The organism is Phyllobacterium sp. TAF24 (assembly GCF_052113785.1).
Taxonomy (GTDB): Bacteria; Pseudomonadota; Alphaproteobacteria; order Rhizobiales; family Rhizobiaceae; genus Phyllobacterium.
In genome coordinates this window covers 111,018-133,857 of sequence record NZ_JBFRDN010000003.1, presented here as the reverse complement: position 1 = coordinate 133,857, position 22,840 = coordinate 111,018, and the positions used below count along the sequence as shown (strand labels likewise).

Genomic DNA, 22,840 nt, shown 5'->3' with positions numbered 1-22,840 from the left:
GTGGTCCCCTCCCCTTCTCTGGAATATCCCGATGCAGAAACGCCTTCTCGCTATCCTTCTTGTGATCCCGGCACTGATTATGATCGTGCTGTTTTTCATTGTGCCGCTTGGCGCATCGATCGTTGGTGCTTTCGTGGTCGGGGATAGCTATGGCTTCGGGAATTTCACCAAATCCTTCGAACTTTATTCCAGCGACATGATTTTTACGCTGCTGATTGTCGGCCTATCCACCTTGCTCATCGGGCTGTTCTCTATCGCTATTGGCGGCTATCTCACGCTGGGCGAAAACCCCCGCGCTGTTGCGATACTACGCTGGCTCTACCGCTGGCCCATGTTTATTCCGTTCATCGTTGTTGGTCAGGTCCTCCGCACTTTCCTTGCCAAGAATGGCCTGATGAATAACATCCTTGTCAGTCTTGGCGTGCTGACGCCGTTGCAAACCGTCGGCTTTCTCGACTGGCGCGGCATTGTCATCGCCTTCGTGTGGAAGCAAACACCCTTCGTTACGCTGCTGGTTGCGGGAGCCATGGCCTCGCTTGACCGCAGCACCATTGAAGCGGCGCGCAATCTCGGCGCATCACGCCTGCGCATCCTGATCGAGATCGTCGTGCCGCAAATCGCTGGCACCCTGCTCGTCGGCCTTATCCTCTCATTCGTCACCATGATGTCGGTGCTTTCGGTGCCGCTGATGATCAATGCCCAATCACCCACCATGTTGACGGCGGATATTGCCTTCCGGATCAATGCCCATGGTGATTACGGCGTTGCCAATGCGCTTGGTATGATATCGCTGCTGCTAACCGCCGGTGTTGCGCTCATCTATCTGCGCCAGTCGGTGAAGGAGCGCTCATAATGGCCCGCATTGATTTCTGGTGGCTGCCACGCGCTCTTGTCCTTGGTCTGCTTGCCTTTGTGATTTTCGGCCCCCTGACCAATCTGCTGCTGTGGACCGTGGCGGAGAAATGGTATTTTCCGCATATGCTGCCGCTCGAATATGGTTTCAGCTTCTGGCAGCGGGTGTTCTCACCGCGCGGCAATGCCATGGAATCGCTGCTGACCAGCATTGTGGTGGCCAGCCTGACGGTGGTGGTAGCGCTGGCGCTGGCCGTACCCGCCGGTTACGCCCTATCCCGGCTGAAACTGCCGTTCCGCAGCCTGATCCTGCTTGCCTTCCTCATTCCACAGGCTTTTCCCAATCTGCCCGTTTACGTGAATATCGCCCGGTTCTTCTACCAGATCGGCCTGAACGGTACGATCATGGGTGTTGTGCTTGTTCATGTTACCCATGGTCTCGTCTATGCGGTCTGGATTGCGACAGCGGCGTTCTCCGCCGTGCAGGTTGATCTGGAGGAAGCGGCACGTTCCATCGGTGCAGGTCCCATGCGGGCTTTTCGCGACGTGACGCTGCCCCTCGCCGCGCCCGGACTGCTCGCCAGCGCGATTTTTGTGTTTCTGGAATCTCTCGACGAGTTCACGGGGAGCTATTTCGTCGGTGCCCCTGATGTGAATACTTTGCCTTTGCTGCTTTATACGGCGGGGTCGGGCGGCAACTATCAGATTGCTTCGATCACCGCCCTGCTGCTACTCATCCCGTCTATCGGCTTTATGCTGGTGGTGGAACGATTCTTGCGGGCCGATGTATTGTCCAAAGTTGGTCACTAAAGGAATGAGCATGGATTCGAACGGCGACGAACCATCCAAAAAAACGCAGCATTATGTCAGTGCTGTCGAGGTGGCGAAAAAAGCTGGTGTTTCCCGTTCGGCGGTGTCGCGGGCGTTTACACCAGGCGCCAGCGTTTCGGCCAAGAAGCGTGAAAAGATTATGGCTGCCGCTGAAGAGCTTGGCTATCAGGTCAATGATCTGGCGCGGGGTCTGCTGGCGCGAACAAGCCGTCTGGTCGGGCTCGTTGTTACCAACCCCGAACTCGGCTATCGCTCACATCTCGTCGCGGCTTTGACCAAGGCGCTGATCCATCGCGGCAGTGTACCGATTGTTATCAATACCGGCCGTACGGAAGAAGAACTGGTGGCAGCACAGAAAACGCTGTTCGGCTACCGTGCCGAGGCGACGATTATTCTGTCGGGCTCGCCGCCCTCATCTTTCGTTGAACTTGCCCGGCGTAACGGTCAACCGCTCATTGTGCTTGGGCGGTCCGAGACCGGCGCCGATGACGTCAATATCGACAATGAAGGTGCTGGCCGTGAGGCCGCCCGGGTTTTTCTTGCCAATGGGTTCAGGACGTTGGGTTTTGCCGGAACAGTTTCCCGCACACCCACCACCGTTGAACGTGAGAACGGTTTTTGCCGGGAAGCAACAGCCCATGGTGCAAAAGTGATCATGGGACATGGTGGCAATTCGGATTATGCTGGAGGGCAGGAAGCGGCCCGGCAACTCTTTGCTGGCAATGAGCATCCGCAGGCTGTGTTCTGTGTCAACGATCTGGTGGCCTTTGGTCTCATTGACCATGTGCGACGGCATACCAGTCTGAACATACCTGATGATCTCTCCGTCATCGGTTTCGACGACATACCAGAGGCGGCATGGGATACCTATAATCTTACAACCTTCCGTCAGGACCCGGCTCTCATGGCCGAACATGCCGTGGCACTTCTGGATCAGCGGCAGTCTGAACCGGATCGTCCGCCCGTACATGATCGTCTGAGCACACACATTGTTCTGCGTGGCAGCGCCCGCATTTCTGCATCAACCAAACCCTGAGCTTCTTCCCATGAAAATCATACAGGTTACCGATCTCCATCTTGTTACGCCCGGCGATATGCTGTGCGAGCGTGATCCCCTGAAAAATCTTCAGGCCTGCATTGCCAACATCAATGAGAACCATGCGGACGCTGAATTGGTGATCTTCACGGGGGATCTCAGCGATACGGGTGGTGATGACACGTATCGGGCATTGGCAGGCGAATTGGAAAAGCTCATTCCGCCATACAAGCTGCTTCTTGGCAATCACGACAATCGCAGTGCTTTTCTCCGGGTCTTTAATTCGATCACACCGGAAGATGGTTTCGTCCAAAGTGTTGTCGATACCGCAGAAGGTCGTCTGATATTCCTTGATACGCTGTCAGAAGGCTTTGTCGAAGGGCGTTTGGACGAAGCGCGGCAGGCATGGTTGAAGCAGCGTTTGCAGGAAGCGGCTGAACGACCGGTGTTTCTCTTCCTGCACCATCCCCCCTTCCCTATTTTCATGCCTTTACTGGATAGTCTGGGACTTATTGAAGCTAAAGCGCTTTACGCGTTGCTTCGTGCGCATGGCAATATCAGGCATATCTTTGTCGGTCATGCTCACAGGCCGGTGGCTGGCAGTTGGCGTGGCATCCCGGTGAGCGTAATACGCGGAACGAACCACCAGACGGCGCTGGATTTTTCGCCTGACAGGATCATGACGACGCTCGAACCACCTGCTTATGCCGTTGTTTTCATCGACCGGGACACTGTGATCTCTCATTTTCATGATTTCCTCGATCGCACTGCCGCCTATCGCTAGAGATGGGTGGCAGCAGGAGCCCCGATCTATATCGACCTCTCTATCTCATTGTATTTGCTTATAAAATGGAAATACATTGGTTATTGATGCTTGGGATATTTCCTTTCTATCCTTGAAGTAGCCGAGTTCGCCTGCACGCTGCTCCAATGTTTTCTGGATACTATCGAGGATTGAACCGGAATAAACCGGAGGATAGCAGTGGACCGCCTTTCTGGGGTTAGCAGGTCCGGTAAACATCAGCGTTCCCGGTTCCAGAAACATCACTTTGTTGCCAAGGTCGAGATAGCTTTCAACATAGGCGCCCTCTGCGATCAGCACGTCATGTCGTTCAAGTTCGATGTGATGATAGGTGAAGGGCTCGAGTATTGCGGTCTGGGTTATGGACCTGCCATTGACGAGGAATTTCGCGGGGATCAGTGTTCCGTTCAAAAACAGGCAATGGTCAGGCGATACATAGAGATCGCGGTTCGGTGTACCGTGATCCAGTGCTCCGGGGCGAATGCGAATGGGCACATGCTCGCGCAATCTGTCGATGGCTTTGGGATCGATGGTACGCCGTCCAGCCCAGATGACTGGAACGGCATTGCCATTCATCGTATAGACAAGATCACCTTTTCCAAGCTTTTCTACCGGAACCTCCCCCAAAGGTGTTGCTATGAGTGTACCCGAGAGAAAGCAGGGCGTTTTAATGGTGATTTCACCGTCCTTGCCATCCCGGACAAATGCAAAAGTTGCATCCGGATCGATAGCAAACTTGACCGTTCCTCCAAGACCGAGCAGCCCTGGGGTGCGAAAAACGAGATCTTTGCCATCAAGCTTGGCTGAAGTTGCGCCATCAACCTTGATTGTGTCACCTTCATGAAGATTGATGAGCTTAATAGGGCTGGCCGCTTTTAACGTCAGTACGTCACTGGGCTTGTATTCCAGAAATCCAGTGCCTTCAGATTTGCTGAAATCGATAGTTGTTGCGTGTGAAATTTCGACATTTATACTTGGCTCCTTTAGTACGAGTTGGCAGTGTTCACCTACCCCATAGGTGATGTTTGTAAGCGCCTTGATGCCAAGAGCCGTCGAATTTACCGTAAGTTGCGCTCCGTTGATCAAATCAACCGTCGCGCTATGAAGCGCGCCAACATTAATCAGCCCATTTGAAGTGACGTGCTCGCCATCAATCGTAAGAGTGCCTCTTCCGCCCAAATCCAGCTTAATCGGCTGTATCTTTGGTTCCTTCGCCATGGTCGTGTTCCTTCTGAAAATGCTTTCGTGATTAAAAAATGGTGGATGCTGCGCAGTTGAAGGGCGTTGCCGAAATATCCGACGGGAAATTTAATTCGCCGGTTGGTCTTGAGCGCTTGCGCGGCACGCTCGTTGTATTTCATTGCGCGTTATAGGACCTGATGACAGTTGATGGCTTTTGACCGTAGGCTTCGCGGTACATGACGGCAAAGCGCGCCGGATTTGAAAATTGTAGATTGGCCGCCACATCAGTCACCGTTCTCGCCTTGCCGCTGACCATGAGGTCGTGCGCTGCTGCAATTCGATAACGGCATAGAATTTGGATGGGGGTCGCATCGCGAAAGTGTCTGAATATGCGTTGCAAGGTTCTCGTGCTGCAACCTGCTGCGCGGGCTATGTCGTTAATTGCTATTGAGACATAGAGATTGTTGCGCATGAAATCCTCGGCATAACGGAGTTGCCGCGGACAAGGGGGCTGAAAGCTGGCATTTCCGCCATTAAGATTATGCGGAGCCATTGCATAGAGCTGTGCCATGAGCAGTTGCTCATAGCTCGCATCCAACAGGGGTTTCTCCCCCTCCCCTCTTTTGACAAGCAGAAGTTCCAGTGTTTGATAAAGACCGGACACCGGATGATCGTGAAAGTCAGGAACAGTAGAAAATTTGGGGGTCTGAAAGCAAAACTTTCTCGACCATATCCCAAACTGGCTTCGCACGAGAGAAAGCGGCACCCGGAACGCCAGCCAACGACACCCTCGTCCCAGTTTGAGTATTGTAGACGCATGGTTGGTGATGGTGCCAGCCGCCCCCGCTCGTAGCACGGTTGATATATGGGTCTGGATATTGTGGCTTTCGACAAGACCACTCATGACAAAGATGTAGAAAAGCTGGTCCGTCAAGCCATTCGATTTAACGTCGATTGGATTGTAGGTCGAACCAGAGATGACTTGAGTTTCTTTGAGATTATGCACCCTATCGAGGGGGAGATGGAAGAATTCAGCGCTGCGAAATTGCGGCAGCGGTTCTATGGTCGCAGGCTGTGTCGGACCGTGTAGAACAGATTTGCGGAGCGGATAGCTATCCGTAAATTTATCGAACATTGCTTCAATTCCAGGCTGAAAATTGAGACGTGATTGAAATTGGCGTACAGGGCAAAATTGCAAGGTATGATAGAAAAATATTGGTATGTAAGCTTAGGTTGTATTGCTACTTGAACATTCCCGACGCGTAAATACGACTTTAGTACGGAGGCATTCCTGTGCTTGCGATGACAGAATTCTGAAAAGAAATAGTTGAATAGCAATAGAATTCGGGAATTGGTTGTTCTTGGCGATCTATTGTTGGTGGTAGGCTGGCTGTCTTCTGACGAGTCGCGGGCGCGGCTGTTTTCAAAGTGTTTCCCTCAGCGAGATTATCGAAATGACCAAAACATCGCCTGGTTCTTCATCCGCCAACCCAAAACCATTCTATCGTTCGTTCGGGTTTCAGGTAACGCTTGCCATGATTGCCGGGCTTATTCTGGGCCTTATCGCGCGTGATATAGGGAAAGATGTTGCCGGCAATGCGAACTGGCTCGCCGTCACGCTGCAAACGGTTGGCTCCATATTCGTGCAATTGCTGCGGGCTCTCGTGCCGCCTTTAATCTTTACCGCCATTGTTGCGAGCATCAGCAATCTGCGTGCCCTGAACAATGCGGCCGCGCTCGTCTGGCAGACTTTGCTATGGTTCGCCATAACGGCGCTTGTCGCAGTGGTTATCGGCATCGGCCTTGGGCTCATTATTCAGCCGGGAATCAATTCCGCTGTTCTTGCTACTGCGGCTGCGGTTCCTTCCTCGACGGGTTCATGGCTGGACTTTTTGAAGGGGCTTGTGCCGTCCAATATGCTGGGCCTGCAGGCATCGACAAAAGTCTCCGATGGGAGCGCGAGCACTTACCTGTCCTTCAACGTGCTGCAAATTGTCATCATTTCGATTGTCGTGGGCGTTGCCGCGCTGCGCGTTGGCGCCGTAGCCGACCCGTTTCTGGAATTCAACAAGGCGCTGCTGGCGGTCGTGCGAAAGATCCTGTGGTGGGTTATTCGCTTGACGCCGATTGGCACTGTCGGACTTTTGGGAAACGCGGTTGCACAATATGGTTGGGAAACGCTGGCCCAACTTGGATGGTTTTCTGCAGCGGTTTACATCGGGCTGGGTCTGGTCCTCTTCATTGTCTATCCGATCGTGCTTTTGGCGAACGGTCTTAACCCGGCAAGATTTTTCGCCGGTGCCTGGCCCGCAATACAGCTTGGTTTTGTATCGCGTTCATCCATCGGAACACTGCCCGTGACGGAAGCAGTCACTGAGGGCAATTTGGGTGTTCCGCGTGAATACGCTGCTTTTGCGGTTCCACTGGGTGCTACGACAAAGATGGATGGCTGCGCTGCAATCTATCCGGCTATCGCGGCAATTTTTGTTGCGCAGTTCTATAACGTGCCACTGGGTATGCAGGAATATGTTCTGATTGCTTTTGTCTCGGTAATTGGTTCAGCCGCAACTGCTGGTCTCACTGGCGCTATCGTTATGCTGACACTGACACTCTCGACATTGGGTCTGCCTTTGCAGGGTGTTGGTCTTTTGCTTGCTGTTGATCCAATCCTCGACATGGGTCGCACGGCGGTGAATGTTGCAGGGCAGGCTTTGATCCCGACGATTGTTGCCAAGCGTCAGGGCATTCTTGATCAAAGCCGCTTTGACAGCACGACAACGATAGATATCATTGATCCGTCTGCGGTCGCTTCGGCTGCTTGACGGGGTGATGAGGATATTGAGGCGCGGTGGAGAAGCCGCATCTCATTTTTTATAAAGTTGACAGCTGTCAACTCGGATGTCGGGAAGAGCCAGAGCTGGCCTTTTAAGGCGGGTGGTGTAGGTCAATCTATCGGGGTCGCTGGTCGAACAATTCTGATGACCGCATGACGATCAGCGCGGAACTTGGATTCCTGTCTCACGAGCAGTTCATCCTACAATTCGAGCGGTGCTGACATGTCGAGTAAATTGCGTTTCCAATGCGAGTTGACAGCTGTCAACTGCGCGCATGATTCCATCACAAGCATTATGGTTAAAATGGTCCGGTTCCGATTCACTCTTTATAAACCACATTTCCATAGAGTTTTATCCAATTGCCACAGTTGTAAGCGAGTACCGAGTTGTCCAAGCGTAATCAGGCAGTCATCAACAGTCTGCAGACCCCAGCCATTTCCCGCCGTCATCTTTTGCTAGGCGCAGGTTCACTTGCCGTCCTTGGTCTGTCGGGCTGTTCACAGACATTCGAACTTCCGGATATGGGTGTCGACACTACGTCAACAGGTAGTATTCGTCCGCAAATCAGTATTGATAAATCCGTGACGGTCCCTGACGTAATGTATGCGGCAGTGCAGGAGGGGCCCTATTCGCTTCCGGCTATTCCATATCAAAAAGTACCGGCGCAATTCCGTCGTCAGATCGTCGTTGATCCGACAGGCGAGCAGCCGGGAACAATCGTTGTGCGGCTGCAGGAACGCTTCCTCTATCTGGTGCAACCGGGTGGTGATGCTATTCGTTATGGCGTCGGCATCGGCAAGGCCGGCTTCCTATGGAGTGGCCGCGCCAACATCCAATATAAGAAGGAATGGCCGCGCTGGACGCCACCACGCGAAATGATCCAGCGCAAGCCTGAACTCGTGCAGTATCAGAATGGTATGGAGCCGGGACCGCAGAACCCGCTGGGAGCACGCGCGCTCTATATCTACAAGGACGGCGCTGATACGGGCTATCGTATTCATGGTTCACCCGAATGGTGGTCGATCGGTCAGTCGATGTCGTCTGGCTGCGTGCGGTTGATCAATCAGGACATTATTGACCTGTACAGTCGCGTGTCAGGCAAGGCGACCGTCGTGGTTGGCTAGGGCAGGGCACAGCGTCTATCGTTCTTGCCGAGATTAACATCAAACCGGAGCGGTGGACCGTCTCCGGTTTATCTTTGTCGTCAATTTGTTTTCTGCCTAGACGAGCGATGACGCCACAGCATTTCAAGAAGAAACAAGCCCAAGTTTTCTGGCTCTGTCCAGAAGGTTCTTGACGGATGACGCGGCCCACCGCGAAGCGCCGCGTGACGTGCGCTCATGCATGGCTTCAAGCTGGCTGGCAATTTCCCGAAGCGTCAAATCCGGGTTGGCATTTGCGATACCGGTTACAAGCATCAGCAATCGGTCTTCTGGTGTGCGGCGAGGGGAGGGGGTTATCAATCTGGTATCGGCAAGCCCTTCAGTCACCAGAAGCCTCACGGATCGGCGCAGGCGATCAACATTCCACTTCTGTCCCGTCTGGTGCTGTATGCTACGCGCAACGTCCTCCCATGGATGTTCAGGGCGCATGCGTTGCACGATTGGAAGCCAGGATGGCATGGCTGCGACGAGATCAGCCAGATGCCCACGCTTTCGCGCCTTCGAAAGGATGGCGAGCGCCTCGGGGCGTTTCTCACGCAAGCCGGGATTGCCGGGAAGTTTGCCGCGTGCGCGGGCGGCGTTAATGCCAGCTTTGGTGCGTTCCGAAATCAGCGCGCGTTCCAGCTGAGCCACCGCGCCAAGCACCTGCAGGGAGAACATGCCTTGCGGTGTCGAGGTGTCGATCGGATCGTGCAGTGAACGAAAGTGAGCGCCCTTTTCTTCGAGCTGTTCGATGACCGCGAGCAGGTGGCTCACTGAACGAGCCAGCCGGTCGAGCCGAACAACGATTAGAACATCACCCGGTCCGATCTCGCGCAGGAGGCGGGCAAGAACCGGGCGAGCCCGCGATGCACCGGAGCCGTGCTCCTCAAAGATCGTGGTGCAACCCGCAGCCTTCAATTCGATCATCTGGGCATCGTTGGCCTGATCGTCTGTCGATACGCGGGCATAGCCAAGCAAGCTGGTTGTGGATGATTTGATCATGGCGGGGAGTCTAGCAATCGCCAGCGGACTTACAATGGCGATAACGTATTGGCTTATCCGCCTTTACCGAGCCGCTATGGGAAGAGGGGAGGGGGAGCGATTTGGGTTAGGGTCAACGAAACAATACGAAGATCGGTTTAAGCGCAGGCATTTTATCCACACAACAGCATAAATATGCTATGATTTCTCTGCATTTAAGCCTCCCAAATCATGGATAAAGTCCATGCTGTAGTATCTAAACCAATCTTCATTGCCGAATTGATAAAATTACTCAATAAAAACAATAAAGTATCTTAGGGATATCCTTTTCAAGCATTCAGCTGCTAAAGGTCCACGCTCCGAAATGGGTGGCGGCAATGATTGCCAATGAATTACTGCGTTGAACATAGATTATATTAAAACATGGCCGACAATAATTAGCGGGCGGTGATGAGAGGTTAATTGATGCAAAAGAAGGCTATGGTGCTTGATCGTGACCAATGGGCTGAGGAGCCAGATGTATGGCAGGGCGAATTTGAAGGGATGCGCTTTGGCACTGGTGTGTCGGTGATGTTCTACACCACCGATAAAATCGGCCACGGTCCGAAACTCCATCGGCATCCATATGATGAAGTTTTCATCGTTCGGGAGGGGCGTGCATTGTTTACAATTGGCGAGCAGGGGATAGAAGCGAAAGCCGGTCAGATTTTGTTCGGTCCTGCTTATGTTCCTCACAAGTTCGTAAACCTCGGCCCAGGTCGTCTGGAAACGACAGACCTTCACGTTACAGAAGCCTTCAGTCAGGAAGATTTGGAGTAGGCGAAGATTGGGGCAGGTGTTTAGCGGGTTGGGGTTCGACACCGCGCGCCGGCCACGATTATCTCTGAACAAAGTGTCCTTTCGTCACCTCCAGATATTCGCGCTGCGGCGATTCATACCCCACGGGTCGCACCGGGCTTTTCAATTCATTGATTGTGGCATTGCGCCTGATTGCCCGGCGCGCCGGGTCGGGCACAGGAACGGCATTCATCAGGGTTTTCGTATAGGCATGTTGCGGATTATCGAAAACCGCGGCGCGCGGACCGATCTCGACGATTTCGCCAAGATACATGACGGCCACACGATGGCTCACCCGTTCGACAACGGCCATATCATGCGAGATGAACAGAAATGACAGATTGAAATTCTGCTGGAGGTCGAGGAGTAGGTTGACCACCTGCGCCTTGATCGACACGTCGAGCGCTGAAACGGACTCATCTGCGACGATGACCTTGGGATCAAGGGAGAGGGCGCGGGCAATGGCAATGCGCTGGCGCTGGCCGCCGGAAAACTCATGCGGATAGCGGGTGAACATATCGGCCGTCAGACCAACCCGTTCAAGTAAGTCTATAGCCTTTTCGCGAGCCTGCTTCTGTGTCCCGAGACGGTGAGCGATGAACGGCTCTGCAATCGTTGCGCCGACACTCATACGCGGGTTGAGGCTGGCAAAAGGGTCCTGAAAAATCATCTGGATACTTTTGCGCATATTGCGCAGGGCAATCGGATCAAGGGCAAGGACATTATATCCGTCCAGAAGAACCTCACCGCTATTGGGCTGCACGAGACGGGTGATAGATCGGCCTGTGGTGGATTTCCCGCAGCCGGACTCGCCGACCAGCGATAGGGTTTCACCCTGGAACAGGTCAAACGATACGTTCTCCACCGCATGGATGGCGCCAGTTTTCCGCGAGAACAGACCCGAACGAATATCGAATCGCGTGGTCAGATTCTTGACTTCGAGGATCGGCGTTTTGCGTCTATCGACCGTATCGGCTACCTCGACCGGAACGGTCGATTGCCCGGTTTTGATATCGACAATCGGAAAGCGCAAGGGCCAGTGCCGATCCTTCATGGAGCCGAGGCGGGGCACGGCTGCAAGCAGCGCTCTCGTATAGGGATGCTTGCCGTGATGGAAAATATCGGCAGTAGGGCCACTTTCGACGGCCTCACCGCGATACATCACAATAGTGCGATCCGAGACCTCGGCGACCACGCCCATGTCGTGGGTAATGAAAAGGACGGCCATGCCTTCCTCTTCCTGCAKGACCTTGATCAGATCAAGAATCTGTCCCTGAATGGTGACATCCAATGCAGTTGTCGGTTCGTCGGCAATCAAAAGCTTCGGCCGACTTGCAAGCGCCATTGCTATCATAACGCGCTGGCGCATACCGCCGGAGAATTGGTGCGGATATTCATCGAAGCGGGCAGCAGCATTCGGTATGCGCACTTTTTCCAAGAGACGTATTGTCTCGGCGCGCGCTTCCGTTTGTGAAATGGTGCTGTGACAGGTCAATGCCTCGGATATCTGCCGTCCGATGGTGAAAATCGGATTGAGGCTGGTCATCGGCTCCTGAAAGATCATTGCAATATCATTGCCGCGAACATCCCGCATCTGCCTGTCAGACAGCGCAAGAAGGTCTTTGCCGTTGAGGACAATGCTACCTTCAATGCGACTGGATGCTTTTGCCAGAAGGCGCATGACAGAAAGTGACGTGACGCTCTTGCCCGAACCGGATTCGCCAACAATAGCGACGGTTTCTCCCGGCATGACTTTGAAAGAGACATCGCGCACCACGCTTTTCCACGTGCCGTCAACGAGAAAGGACGTGGTCAGCCCTTCGACAGCCAGCACCGGATTGGCAGCGGTGGCTATTGATGCGTGGTCCGTTTCGGGAGCTGTCACAGCGTTCACCTTCATCTGGCTATCGCCCTATCGCATAGGCTTGCATCAGGCGCGGTGTTGCCGCTGCCCGTAGCAACCCGTCAGCGTCGCGTTTTGCTGCCGTCAGACGACCAACGGACCATGGGTCGGCGGCGGTGATTACATGTCCTTTCTGGCGCAGTGCGTTTAACACCTCTATGCCGATGCTGGTTTCGATGGTGATGTTTCCCGGCTCTCCTGTCCTTGGATAGAAAGAACTTGGAAAGTGCGTTGTATGGAACAATGGCTGGTCGATTGCTTCCTGCAGGTTCAGGCCGTGATGAACGTGGCGCAGGAAAAACGGCAATTGCCATTGGTCCTGCTGGTCGCCGCCGGGCGTGCCGAAGGCCATTGTTGGTCGCCCTTCAAAAAGCGCGATAGTCGGCGTCAGTGTCGTGCGCGGGCGCTTGCCCGGAGCGAGCGATGTCGGCAATCCCTCCTGCAACCAGAACATCTGCGCGCGCGAATTGAGACAGAAGCCAAGCTCGGGAATGATTGGTGATGACTGGAGCCAGCCGCCTGATGGAGTGACCGACACCATATTGCCGTCACGGTCGATCACATCGATATGAACTGTGTCACCACGTTTCTCCGAAAGGTGCGACATGGTTGGCTCATAGACCGCGCCGTCTCCCATGCCCTTCAACATCTGCATGGTGAGATCATACTGCGTCTCAAAGCCGGAGATTTTCCCCGGTCGAAGCTCGTGGGAAGCCTGCGCTGTTATCAATTTGCGGCGTTCGTGGGCATAGGTGTCAGACAGAAGATGCTCTATCGGCACATCGCAATGATTTGGATCACCGTAATAGACCTCGCGATCCGCATAGGCGAGTTTCAGGGCTTCGACCACAGTGTGAACGAATTCTGCGCTGTTCGGGTCCATCGCGGCGATATCAAAGCCCTTCAAGAGGGCAAGCGATTGCAGCAGCACGGGCCCTTGACCCCATGGCCCCGTTTTGGCGACTGTCCAGCCATGATAATCATAGGTTTGCGGTGCTTCCACTGTCGCGTGCCAGTTTGCCAAATCGTCAGCGGTCAGTACGCCTTTGTGGCGGTTGCCGCTGGCATCCATGACCTCGGCGCTTTGCAGATAGTCAGCAATCTTCTCGGCAACAAAACCGCGATAGAATGCATCGCGCGCCGCCTCGATCTGATTTTCGCGGCCATTCCTGCTTTCGGCCTCAGCCACAATGCGTTGCCATGTTGCGGCAAGCACAGGATTTTTGAAATTCGAATGCGGTGCAGGAGCACTCCCGCCGGGCAACCATGTTGCAAAGGATGTGGGCCACTCTTTGCGGAAGAATTCGCCCAACCCGCTGATGGTATCCGATACGCGCGGCAAAACGGGATGGCCATTCTCGGCGTAATAGATTGCGGGTTCCAGTACATCGCGGACCGACATCGTGCCATAGTCTCGAAGCATGAGCATCCAGCCATCAAATGCGCCGGGTATCACCGTTGCCAGAAGGCCATCGCCGGGGATCAGATCCAACCCCTCGCGCTTGTAATGTTCGATCGTCGCGCCCGCCGGCGCAGGTCCCTGCGCACAAATGACCTCTACCTTGTCCTTCTTCTTTGAGTAGAAGATCGCAGGCATATCGCCGCCTGCGCCATTCAGATGCGGTTCCACCACCTGCAAGACCATGCCTGTTGCGACGGCCGCGTCAAAGGCATTGCCGCCCTTTTCAAGAATGCTCATACCGACTGCTGTGGCGATCCAGTGTGTCGACGCGACAACCCCAAAAGTTCCTAGAATTTCGGGCCGGGTGGTAAAACGGGTCATTGAATTGTCCTTTCAGAATTATGCTTCGCGCGGGTCGAGGGCGTCGCGCAATCCATCGCCAAGTAGGTTGAAGCCGATAACGACAAGAAAAATTGCAGCGCCCGGCCACATGGCCATCCATGGAGCCTGGGACAGGAAGTTCTTTGCCACATTGAGCATCGAGCCCCAGCTGGGAGCGGGAGGCTGCTGACCGAGCCCAAGGAAGGAGAGACTGGCCTCGGCGATAATTGCAGTGGCGATAGTAAGGCTGGCCTGGACGAGCAGCGGGGAGAACACGTTCGGCAGAATGTAACGGGTGATGATCCTGTAGTGGCTGAGCCCGACAGAGCGTGCGCCTTCCACATAATCCTCGGTTTTTACTGTCAGGACCTGCCCGCGCGTCAAACGTACAAAAAGCGGCATGGCGGAAAAGCCAATGGCAATCATCGCATTGCCAAGGCTCGGTCCAAGAAAGGCAGCCAAGGCAATGGCCGTGATGAGGAACGGCATGGCCAGAAATGCCTCGGTAATGCGCGAAATGACAATGTCGATCCAACCGCCGAAGTAGCCGGCAATGAGCCCGAGCGGAACGCCGACAGCAACAGCTATTCCCACGGAAAACACACCGGCCATCAGCGAGGCGCGTGCGCCCCAGATCATGCGAGAGAGAATATCCCGGCCGATATCATCGGTGCCTAGCCAATGCGCAGCGGAGGGAGCCTTGCGAATTGCAGACCAACTCGTAGCGACGGGATCGGCCATGGGCAACAGAGGTGCGGCGAGCGCAAGGATCAGGAAGATGCTGATGATGATGAGACCGGCAAGGGCGCTTTTGTTGGCCTTCAGTTTTTTCCATGCCCGGTTGTTTGAGCGGCTTTGCTGTGGTGCCATCGGCATTGTTTGCGGCATGGTCATAGCGCTGCCCTCATTCTTGGGTTGAGGAGGAGGGAGAGCACATCTGCAACGAGGTTCATCAGGATAAAGCCTGCCCCCGTGCACAGCACGACGCCTTGCACAACCGCGTAGTCACGGTTGAAAACAGCGTCGACGATGAGTTTGCCGAAGCCGGGAATGGTGAAAATCTGTTCTGTCAGCACGGCGCCCGCCAGAAGTTCGCCAAAGAGCAGAGCAGTCATTGTGATGATCGGAAGAAGCGCATTACGGAACGTGTGGCTGAGAATGACCGAGCGCTCCGAAACGCCTTTGGCGCGGGCTGTGCGGATGTAATCGGCACCCAGCACGGTCAGCATGGACGATCGCGTATGGCGCATGAGTGTCGCTGCCAGTGCCAGTCCGAGAACGAAGGCTGGCATGATCATGGTTTGCAGGGATCGCACCGGGTCCCTGAAGAATGGTTCGTAACCCGATGCCGGAAGCCAGCCAAGTTTCACCGAGACGAGCAGAATGAGCATAATACCCATCCAGAAATTGGGGACGGAGAGACCGGATAAAGCAACGATGTTGGCGATGTAATCGACTACGGTGTTCTTCTTGACCGCAGCCAATATTCCGATGGGAACGCCGATGGCGAAGGCAAAACTCATGGCCATGATGGCCAGTTGAACGGTCACAGGAAGTTTTTCGGCAATGAGTGACAGAACCGGCTGATTGGTGCGCAGTGATATGCCGAAATCACCCTGGAGGACAGAACCGATCCAATAGAAATACTGGAAGATGACAGGGTCATTCAGACGATATTTGTCGCGCAGGAATTCCAGTACCTGCGGATCGCGCTCCTCTCCTGCCATGGCAAGGATCGGATCCCCCGGCAACAGCTTTTGCAGGGAGAACGCAAAGATCGAAATGATGATCAGTGTCGGTATGGCCAGCAATAGCCGCTTCCCGATGTAAGTATACATGGCCTGAAAATCCTGACGTGTCGCGTTGCGGCAAAGCTGCAAAACCCGCAGCTTTGCCCATCGCTGTTTCGTTAGCTCTTCTTGACACCCTGCAGGCGGATCATGCCGTCGGGGGAGGGCACAAAGCCCGTCACATTCTTCTTGAGTGCCCAAATCCATGCCTGATGGCCAAGATAGATGATGGGCAGGTCATCATTGAGAATTTGTGCCGCTGCATCGTACTTCTGCTTGCGCACCGCATTATCAGTTGAGGCGCGCGCATCGTTGAGAAGCGTGTCCACTTCGGGGTTGCAGTATTTGGTATCGTTGATACCGCCCTTGCATGTGACAAACTGATGTAGATTGCCATCAGGGTCGACGCGACCCGACCAGTCGGAGCGGCCAAGCTGATAATTGCCCGCTGTCTGCTCGGACAAAAGCGTCGCGAATTCCGTCGTCCTCAATTTGACGTTGAATCCGGCTTCGGCAACCATCGACTGGATGATCTGCATCATCTGCATTTGTACGGGGTTGTTTGCAATCTGCAGATCGATATCGAGTGTCTCAAAGCCAGCCTCCTTCATCAATGCCTTGGCTTTGTCCACGTCGCGAGCGGGGACGGGAATGTCCTTGTCATACCAAGGGCTGTTTGGCGGAAAGGGCTGATTGCCGGCAACGGATGTGCCTTCATAGACAACCTGATTGACCGCTTCGCGATCAATGGCCAGAGAGAACGCTTGCCGCAACCGCTTGTCCTTGCCGAAGGGATTGTCGGCACGCGGGCCATTGGCGATGTTGGTATAGAGGGCTAGATATCCAACGCCAATGGCATCGGCATAGGTCAGATTTGAACTCGCTTTCACGGCTGCGGCATCCGTGGCGGCAAGCCGTTCCAGCATATCAAGGTCACCCGACTGCAGGTTGGCAAGCCGAACGGTCGAGTCGGGGATTGGCAAGAAAGTTACCTTGTCGATGAATATATTGGCCGCATTCCAGTAATGCGCGAATTTCTCCAGCACGATACGATCCTGCTGGACCCGCTCGACAAATTTGAACGGACCTGAGCAAACCGGCTTATTGCCGAAATTAGCGCCGAGTTCCTTGGCCGCTGTCGGCGAAACCATCATGCCGCTGCGATCCGTCAGCTGCGCGAGCAGGGAGGCGTCCGGACTTTTCAGCGTGAATTTGACCTGATAATCACCTGTTGCCTCGACGCTCTTTACCGAAGAGAGTTCGCTCTTGCGGCGAGACTCCGGCAAGGTCTGCGATCGCTGGATATTGGCAACGACAGCCGCTGCATTGAACGGCGTCTCATCATGAAAGACCACATCCTTTCGCAGGTTCATGGTCAATTCAGAACCATCATCCGACCATTTCCAATCCGTTGCCAGTTGCGGCACGATCTCAAGCGTGGGGCTTACATCCACCAGCTTGTCGCACAATGCCGTATAGACAATGCGGCCAACGAAGGTGCGCGACTGCGCGGGGTCGAGCACATCGGCATCGTCCTGAAGGCCGATACGCAAGTCAGCGGCGCTAGCGGGGGCAGCGATAAGAATGCCTGCGACCAGGGTTGCAAGAAGCCTTGCCTTTTTCATCGAAGTTCTCCTCTTTTGTCAGAGCGGTGAAATCCGCTTGTTTGTTCCGTATTGATGGCCGGTTATGCTCCGGTCCTTATCGTCACGTCGTAATGGTATGCGTTAGGGCGCTTTGCCGGTTTGGTCCGTTTCGGCTCCATCCATTGAAGTCAACCGGATCAGCCACTCCTGCAGCATCAACAAATGCTGACGCATCGCTTCACCGGCTTTCAGCGGGTCACGGGCTTCAATGGCGTCAATGATGATTGAATGCTGGGCGTAAGACTTTGATCCGGAGTTGTTTCCGCTGCGCGCACGTTCACGGATGACTTGCCATGCTTCATCAGAACGCACCCGGTTGATCACATCAAAGATAGTCAGGAAAAACTGATTGCCAGCGCTCTGGGCGATTTGCCGGTGTAATGCGCCGTCCCATAGCTCATGCGAGTCTGGGTCCTGACTTTCGCTTGATTTCAGCGCCAGCTCCCGCATACGAGCGATTTCAGAAGCCTTGGCGCGCATTGCGGCCAGCTGTGCCAATTGAGGTTCTATCCTCAGCCGAACTTCCATGATTTCCATGAAATCGGTACCGGCGATAATTGTGCCGACATGTTCTCCCCAGCCATCGGGTTTGCGCCCGGCAAACGTCCCATGACCCTGACGGCGCCATATCTGGCCTTCGGCTTCCAATACCTCAAGCGCGCGGCGGACCGAACGACGGCTGACGCCAAGGGACTCAGAAAGCGCCCGCTCTGTCGGTAGTTTGCCATCTTTTTCGAATGCTTCCGACATCAGAAGATGGCGCAGTCGATCAAGCGCGTAGTTGGAATTCTCCTGGGACTGATTGCTTGCCATGTGTGATTGGTTCGGACCAATTGTTGGATTGGTTCAGTCGACGGCATTTTTGAAACAACGTCAAGATGGTATTTTGAGCAATTATGTTATTGCTCAAAATCTGTGCACAAGATTTATTGGCGGTTCTTTCGATTCAGAAGTGTTTTCGGAGAAACATTTGTTAGCAGACTGCCACTTTCAGGCCATGTTTTTTACATGGGCCTGACATGAGTAACTGGTACGAATCTCTCACCGAAGCGAAACTGAATCGGTGATGGGAAATGCACTCGACAGCAGATCAATGGAACCCGCATTGGGCCGTACATCCCGGCGAGCATCTCGCCGTTTGCATCAGTGCGCACGGGCTATCCCGCGAGAATTTTGCCCTGCTCGCGGAAATCCCGGTGGAGACCATTGAGGCGATCATCGGCGGACAGCATCCGATAACGCTCGATATTGCCGTGCGTATAGAGCACGCGCTGGGGATCATGCCGGATCTGTGGTTTATCCTGCAATCAAAGTGGCATCGGCTTCAGAAAAGTTTCTAGCTCTGTCGAGCCAGACGTTTGCGGCGCAGGCTGAAAAACAGAATGACCGAACCTTCAGCAACGAACAGAATTATTGACGCCCAGAATCCAACGTGAATTGGATCATAGGGGGTGCCCCGCAGTGCATAACCCAGGCACAGGAATGGCGTATTCCAAAGGAAAGTGCCAACCGTCGTTGCCACAGTGAATGAACGGGGATCAAGCCGAAGGACTCCAGCGGGCAGGGCAAGATAGATCCGGACTGTAGGGATAATCTGTCCCGTCAGCGTTACCCAGAAATGATTGCTGCGATAGGAGTTTGTCAGACGTTCGTAGAAGGCGGGCTTCAGGAAAACATATTTGCCGTAGCGCGCGACGATCCCTTCGGCCCTTGTTGGCCCAAGCAGCCAGCCAAGGGAAAACCAGCCCAACGCCCCGACCGCAGACCCTATTGTGGTAACGAGAATAGCCAGTCCCAGCCCGCCGCTATCCGGCACAGTCATGCCCAAAAGCATGAAAAGCACGTAAGACGGGATAACGGGGATGAATTTTTCAAGGAGTGCCAGTGATCCAAAGCCGACGAGACCAAAGCTCAGAAGTGTTGCAATGGCTCCGGGCGCTTCGGCGGCTATGTTGGCTGCAGGCATTCAAGTTCACGATCTTTTATGCCGAGGTGGGGCGGTATAATAATCTTGCCTCCAACAAGGCCTTCGGGCCTCGTTGCGCCAGAACCTCTACGGCAAATATGCCATAACTTCCAGAGCAATGTGATAGCTGCCGTCAGAGGTTACTGGGTGTAACTGGCTAGATAGTCATGGCTTGCGGTAAAGTCTAGGGTCTACCGATCTTTGGGCCTATATGCGCTGGAATAGGGCATTGATAGGGGCGACCCTCGGTTTTTTCCCGCCATTCTGCCTTTGCCTGAGCCAGAAGATCGGGATTGAGAATGAGATCAAGACCCGTAGCGGCCAGAGATTTTGCGGCATGAACAAGAGCCTTGTGTGCCGCTGGGCTTTTGCCTTGAGCGACCACCTGCCATGTGTGTGGTGCGGTACCGATTGCCCATGCCGGAGCCCAGCACTGGGCCGTAGGCGTGATCCAGCTTACGTCACCGACATCGGTTGAACCGGCGCGGAAATGCGATTCGCCTTCGAAGTCGCGTAAGCCGAGATGCAGCGGGCTTGATCCATCGACCTTGCCATTGAGGAATACGTCCTTTTTGATCTGGTAAAGCCTGACACTGCTTTTGACCGCTTCTGGCGTCAGTGTGTTCTGTATCTCCTGCGCGAAGGCAATGTCTGCATTGTCAAACGGTACTGGACCCAAATCAACCATATTGGCGTGGATAGCGCTCTCAAGCGCGATGTTGGGCAGAAGATTTGTAGCTGCCCGGTCAAACACGATTTCAACCTCTGTGTCCGTCATCATCGCCGCACCCTTGGCAATCCGGTCAACGCGGGCGGCAAGGTCGAGGGCAATCGGTAATTCTGGCGCACGAACAAGGTAAAGCGCTTCGGTGCGCGACTGAACCACATTGGCGGCTTTGCCGCCGGCATCGGTGATGGCGTAATGGACACGGCAATCCTGCGGCATGTGTTCACGCAGGAAATTGACACCAACATTCATCAGTTCGAGTGCGTCAAGCGCGCTGCGACCGAGATGCGCGCCATTTGATGCATGGGCGGCGATGCCCTTGAAACGGTAGTAAATCTCCAGCACCGCCAGATTGTTGGTGGACCGCACGCCGTTGAACGGGGCAGGGTGCCAGGTCAGCGCCGTATCCACATCATCAAAAGCTCCGGCGCGGGCCATGAATGTCTTGCCCGATCCACCCTCTTCGCCGGGACAGCCATAATAGCGGATGGTGCCTGACAGATTGTTTGCCTTCAGATGTTTCGCGAGGGCGACAGCGGCCAGCATTGAACCCGTGCCAAGCAGATTGTGCCCGCATCCATGACCGGTGCCGCCGGTTTTTTCCTGCTGTTCGATGGCAATGCCTGCCTTCTGGTTCAGCCCTGCAAGTGCATCGAACTCTCCGAGGAAGGCAATGATCGGCTTGCCCTCGCCCGACTCGCCGATAAAGGCAGTTTCAATATCGGCGATTTCGCGCTCAATGCGAAAGCCGTGCTTTTCCAGCATGGAAATCTGCGTCTGTGCCGATTGGTGCTCGGAAAAGCTCAGCTCCGCATAATCCCAGATAGCATCGCTCATAGCTGCAAATTCAGGCTGCAACTGGTCGACAGCTGCGGCTATGGCCGCAACAGTTTGCTTGGTCGTCATCATTTCTTCCTTCTGGTTCTTCAATGCCCGAACACGGATGCCCGGCAATAAACCTTCGAATTAATCGTCGAGCGATACTTCCCAAACGCGTGCATTCGACTGCCATACGGGTGTGCCGTGCAGTTTTTTCGATGCGCCCCACAGATCCATGAGATCATAAAGAAAGATGCCGGGAACCTCCTGCAGCATGAGTTCATGAAACTGATCGAATATGGCCTGACGTTTGGTCTGGTCCGCTTCCTTGTAAGCTGCATCCATGAGTTCGATCGCCTTGGGATTATCCCACATGAGCGAAGCGTTCTTGTCCTTGTTGCCCACATAGAAACTGTACATCAGCGCCGGATCGAGACGCGGCGTGACGGACTGGGAGATAATCTGATAATTGCCGCTGCGGCGCCGGTCGACCTGTGTGGCATAATCGAGAACTTCGATCTGCACATTGAGGCCAACCTGTGCCATCATGGCCTGAGCAACAACAGCCACCGGATAGCTTGGGACATTGCCGCGCTTGTTCGCGATGATCTTGATTGGTTCACCCTTATAGCCGGAATCCGCGAGTTCTTTCTTCGCTGCATCGAGATCTGTGGCAATCCGCTTTTTCTGAACATCGGAATAGTAGATTGAGTCCAGCGAAACCATGGAAGCATTCGCGGTCCCTGTGCCATTGGAAACAGCTCCGACCAGATCATCCAGATCAAGCGCTGCCGCCATGGCACGGCGCACGCCGACCTTGCTCAGGACGGGATCGCGGGTCTGGATATAGAGAAGGTTTTTGCCATTGTTGCGCTTCATGATCAGCTGTATCGCGCTGTCCTTCAGTTCCGGGACGAGGTCGGCGGGTACCTCAGCCGCATCAAGCGCACCTGCGAGCAATCCGGCCTTAACCGTTGAAGCATCGGGAACTGCTGTGAATTTTACCCCGTCCACCAGCGGCCGCTTGGAGCCGACCATGCCATCGGGTTTGCCATCGTTTGGTGGTGAGACATAGGCATCGAATTTTGCCAGCCGCACATATTCGCCGCGCTTCCATTCACCCCATTTGAATGGTCCTGTGCCAATAGGCGCCACGAAACTGCCATCAGCCGCTATCGATTTGGGGCTGATAATTCCGGTATAGCCACATTCGGGCCGTGCCATGAGCCCGAGAAATACAGCGGAGGGTGCTGCAATCTTCATGGCAACGGTATGGGGATCGACAGCTTCAATACCAGTGACCTTAACGGTCCTGCTGCCATCAAAATCCGCACGGCAAGTCCACTTTGTGTCCTCCGCCATATAGCGGTTCCAGTTCCATACGACATCTTCAGCCGTCAGCGGATCGCCGTTGTGGAATTTCACATTGTCGCGCAGCGGGAATGTATAGGTCAGGCCATCGGGTGATACGTTGACGGACTGCGCGAGAAGCGGTTTTACGTCACCGTTTTCCGTATAGCCAACCAGTCCTTCGACCAGATGGAAGATGACCGAGTCCGTATTGCCGTCGCGATTAACGCCGGGGATGTTGCTGCGAATATCCGAACTTTGCGCGATATTGATGTCCCGTGCCTGAGCCAGACCAACAGTCGTTATCAGGATTGTTCCTGCGAGAAGTATTTTCTTCATGTTCCACCCTTTTTCAT

Annotated in this window: 20 protein-coding genes; 8 read left to right on the top strand and 12 right to left on the bottom strand. The window is 54.4% G+C overall.

The genetic code is table 11. From position 1 onward, the window contains the following. Positions 1–31: 31 nt before the first annotated feature. Genes AB4Y96_RS04120 through AB4Y96_RS04105 form a run of 4 tightly spaced genes read left to right on the top strand, consistent with a single transcriptional unit; the run spans position 32 to position 3,503 of the window. The gene (locus tag AB4Y96_RS04120) at positions 32–853 is read left to right on the top strand and encodes an ABC transporter permease (protein ID WP_091885387.1); all 822 of its coding nucleotides are present in this window, start codon (positions 32–34) and stop codon (positions 851–853) included. Further along, a complete protein-coding gene (locus tag AB4Y96_RS04115) occupies positions 853–1,662 on the top strand; it encodes an ABC transporter permease (RefSeq protein WP_091885384.1) in 810 nt (269 codons plus the stop codon). The genes AB4Y96_RS04120 and AB4Y96_RS04115 overlap by 1 nt, the downstream gene beginning before the upstream one ends. 10 nt (positions 1,663–1,672) lie before the next feature. Beyond that, positions 1,673–2,719 (top strand): LacI family DNA-binding transcriptional regulator, encoded by a 1,047-nt coding sequence (locus tag AB4Y96_RS04110; RefSeq protein WP_441915843.1) that lies wholly within the window; start codon positions 1,673–1,675, stop codon positions 2,717–2,719. Positions 2,720–2,729: 10 nt separating this feature from the next. Beyond that, entirely contained in the window at positions 2,730–3,503 is a 774-nt protein-coding gene (locus AB4Y96_RS04105) for a phosphodiesterase (RefSeq protein ID WP_441915841.1), read from the top strand. Between the two features lie 45 nt (positions 3,504–3,548). Here AB4Y96_RS04105 and AB4Y96_RS04100 read toward each other — a convergent pair whose 3' ends face one another. Both AB4Y96_RS04100 and AB4Y96_RS04095 read right to left on the bottom strand, forming a co-directional pair. Next, positions 3,549–4,739, bottom strand: coding sequence for a Hint domain-containing protein (locus AB4Y96_RS04100; RefSeq protein WP_441915839.1), 1,191 nt, complete (start codon positions 4,737–4,739; stop codon positions 3,549–3,551). A 139-nt stretch (positions 4,740–4,878) separates the two neighbouring features. Beyond that, the gene (locus tag AB4Y96_RS04095; RefSeq protein ID WP_441915837.1) at positions 4,879–5,838 is read right to left on the bottom strand and encodes a helix-turn-helix domain-containing protein; all 960 of its coding nucleotides are present in this window, start codon (positions 5,836–5,838) and stop codon (positions 4,879–4,881) included. A 319-nt stretch (positions 5,839–6,157) separates the two neighbouring features. Here AB4Y96_RS04095 and AB4Y96_RS04090 point away from each other — a divergent pair, with 319 nt between their 5' ends. Together AB4Y96_RS04090 and AB4Y96_RS04085 are read left to right on the top strand one after the other, a co-directional pair. Next, the gene (locus AB4Y96_RS04090; RefSeq protein ID WP_441915835.1) at positions 6,158–7,525 is read left to right on the top strand and encodes a dicarboxylate/amino acid:cation symporter; all 1,368 of its coding nucleotides are present in this window, start codon (positions 6,158–6,160) and stop codon (positions 7,523–7,525) included. Between the two features lie 431 nt (positions 7,526–7,956). Beyond that, a complete protein-coding gene (locus tag AB4Y96_RS04085; protein WP_441916031.1) occupies positions 7,957–8,661 on the top strand; it encodes a L,D-transpeptidase in 705 nt (234 codons plus the stop codon). A gap of 123 nt (positions 8,662–8,784) precedes the next feature. Here the strand turns inward: AB4Y96_RS04085 and AB4Y96_RS04080 are convergent, their stop codons facing one another. Beyond that, positions 8,785–9,684: a recombinase family protein gene (locus AB4Y96_RS04080; protein WP_441915833.1), complete on the bottom strand. Its 900-nt coding sequence runs from the start codon at positions 9,682–9,684 to the stop codon at positions 8,785–8,787. Between the two features lie 444 nt (positions 9,685–10,128). Between AB4Y96_RS04080 and AB4Y96_RS04075 the strand changes: the two genes are divergently transcribed. Continuing rightward, positions 10,129–10,482 carry a cupin domain-containing protein gene (locus AB4Y96_RS04075; protein WP_441915831.1) on the top strand — a complete coding sequence of 118 codons (354 nt, stop codon included), beginning with the start codon at positions 10,129–10,131 and terminating at the stop codon, positions 10,480–10,482. 58 nt (positions 10,483–10,540) lie between these two features. On the opposite strand, the gene AB4Y96_RS04070 is transcribed toward AB4Y96_RS04075, so the two are convergent. The 6 genes from AB4Y96_RS04070 to AB4Y96_RS04045 form a co-directional block, all read right to left on the bottom strand. Then, positions 10,541–12,385, bottom strand: coding sequence for an ABC transporter ATP-binding protein (locus AB4Y96_RS04070; RefSeq protein WP_441915829.1), 1,845 nt, complete (start codon positions 12,383–12,385; stop codon positions 10,541–10,543). Between the two features lie 19 nt (positions 12,386–12,404). Continuing rightward, a complete protein-coding gene (locus AB4Y96_RS04065; RefSeq protein WP_441915827.1) occupies positions 12,405–14,186 on the bottom strand; it encodes a gamma-glutamyltransferase family protein in 1,782 nt (593 codons plus the stop codon). Positions 14,187–14,204: 18 nt separating this feature from the next. Beyond that, positions 14,205–15,074, bottom strand: coding sequence for an ABC transporter permease (locus AB4Y96_RS04060; protein ID WP_441916029.1), 870 nt, complete (start codon positions 15,072–15,074; stop codon positions 14,205–14,207). Between the two features lie 2 nt (positions 15,075–15,076). Beyond that, on the bottom strand, positions 15,077–16,024 hold the full coding sequence (locus tag AB4Y96_RS04055; RefSeq protein WP_091885612.1) for an ABC transporter permease: 948 nt from the start codon (positions 16,022–16,024) through the stop codon (positions 15,077–15,079). Positions 16,025–16,095: 71 nt separating this feature from the next. After that, positions 16,096–17,601 (bottom strand): ABC transporter substrate-binding protein, encoded by a 1,506-nt coding sequence (locus tag AB4Y96_RS04050; protein WP_441915824.1) that lies wholly within the window; start codon positions 17,599–17,601, stop codon positions 16,096–16,098. A gap of 102 nt (positions 17,602–17,703) precedes the next feature. After that, entirely contained in the window at positions 17,704–18,435 is a 732-nt protein-coding gene (locus AB4Y96_RS04045) for a FadR/GntR family transcriptional regulator (protein WP_441915822.1), read from the bottom strand. Positions 18,436–18,695: 260 nt separating this feature from the next. Between AB4Y96_RS04045 and AB4Y96_RS04040 the strand changes: the two genes are divergently transcribed. Beyond that, a complete protein-coding gene (locus tag AB4Y96_RS04040; RefSeq protein WP_441915820.1) occupies positions 18,696–18,962 on the top strand; it encodes a helix-turn-helix transcriptional regulator in 267 nt (88 codons plus the stop codon). Here AB4Y96_RS04040 and AB4Y96_RS04035 read toward each other — a convergent pair. The 3 genes from AB4Y96_RS04035 to AB4Y96_RS04025 form a co-directional block, all read right to left on the bottom strand. Beyond that, positions 18,959–19,588, bottom strand: coding sequence for a DedA family protein (locus AB4Y96_RS04035; RefSeq protein WP_091885342.1), 630 nt, complete (start codon positions 19,586–19,588; stop codon positions 18,959–18,961). The genes AB4Y96_RS04040 and AB4Y96_RS04035 overlap by 4 nt on opposite strands. Before the next feature lie 184 nt (positions 19,589–19,772). After that, on the bottom strand, positions 19,773–21,221 hold the full coding sequence (locus AB4Y96_RS04030; RefSeq protein ID WP_441915818.1) for a M20 family metallopeptidase: 1,449 nt from the start codon (positions 21,219–21,221) through the stop codon (positions 19,773–19,775). A 60-nt stretch (positions 21,222–21,281) separates the two neighbouring features. Further along, positions 21,282–22,823, bottom strand: coding sequence for an ABC transporter substrate-binding protein (locus tag AB4Y96_RS04025; RefSeq protein ID WP_441915816.1), 1,542 nt, complete (start codon positions 22,821–22,823; stop codon positions 21,282–21,284). Positions 22,824–22,840 lie beyond the last annotated feature (17 nt).

Coding starts and splice junctions, on each gene's coding strand:
- AB4Y96_RS04025 (WP_441915816.1), bottom strand. CDS start 22,823: ATGAAGAAAATACTTCTCGCAGGAACAATCCTGATAACGACTGTTGGT.
- AB4Y96_RS04050 (WP_441915824.1), bottom strand. CDS start 17,601: ATGAAAAAGGCAAGGCTTCTTGCAACCCTGGTCGCAGGCATTCTTATC.
- AB4Y96_RS04030 (WP_441915818.1), bottom strand. CDS start 21,221: ATGACGACCAAGCAAACTGTTGCGGCCATAGCCGCAGCTGTCGACCAG.
- AB4Y96_RS04040 (WP_441915820.1), top strand. CDS start 18,696: ATGCACTCGACAGCAGATCAATGGAACCCGCATTGGGCCGTACATCCC.
- AB4Y96_RS04080 (WP_441915833.1), bottom strand. CDS start 9,684: ATGATCAAATCATCCACAACCAGCTTGCTTGGCTATGCCCGCGTATCG.
- AB4Y96_RS04110 (WP_441915843.1), top strand. CDS start 1,673: ATGGATTCGAACGGCGACGAACCATCCAAAAAAACGCAGCATTATGTC.
- AB4Y96_RS04095 (WP_441915837.1), bottom strand. CDS start 5,838: ATGTTCGATAAATTTACGGATAGCTATCCGCTCCGCAAATCTGTTCTA.
- AB4Y96_RS04105 (WP_441915841.1), top strand. CDS start 2,730: ATGAAAATCATACAGGTTACCGATCTCCATCTTGTTACGCCCGGCGAT.
- AB4Y96_RS04120 (WP_091885387.1), top strand. CDS start 32: ATGCAGAAACGCCTTCTCGCTATCCTTCTTGTGATCCCGGCACTGATT.
- AB4Y96_RS04115 (WP_091885384.1), top strand. CDS start 853: ATGGCCCGCATTGATTTCTGGTGGCTGCCACGCGCTCTTGTCCTTGGT.
- AB4Y96_RS04065 (WP_441915827.1), bottom strand. CDS start 14,186: ATGACCCGTTTTACCACCCGGCCCGAAATTCTAGGAACTTTTGGGGTT.
- AB4Y96_RS04035 (WP_091885342.1), bottom strand. CDS start 19,588: ATGCCTGCAGCCAACATAGCCGCCGAAGCGCCCGGAGCCATTGCAACA.
- AB4Y96_RS04075 (WP_441915831.1), top strand. CDS start 10,129: ATGCAAAAGAAGGCTATGGTGCTTGATCGTGACCAATGGGCTGAGGAG.
- AB4Y96_RS04090 (WP_441915835.1), top strand. CDS start 6,158: ATGACCAAAACATCGCCTGGTTCTTCATCCGCCAACCCAAAACCATTC.
- AB4Y96_RS04060 (WP_441916029.1), bottom strand. CDS start 15,074: ATGCCGCAAACAATGCCGATGGCACCACAGCAAAGCCGCTCAAACAAC.
- AB4Y96_RS04045 (WP_441915822.1), bottom strand. CDS start 18,435: ATGGCAAGCAATCAGTCCCAGGAGAATTCCAACTACGCGCTTGATCGA.
- AB4Y96_RS04100 (WP_441915839.1), bottom strand. CDS start 4,739: ATGGCGAAGGAACCAAAGATACAGCCGATTAAGCTGGATTTGGGCGGA.
- AB4Y96_RS04055 (WP_091885612.1), bottom strand. CDS start 16,024: ATGTATACTTACATCGGGAAGCGGCTATTGCTGGCCATACCGACACTG.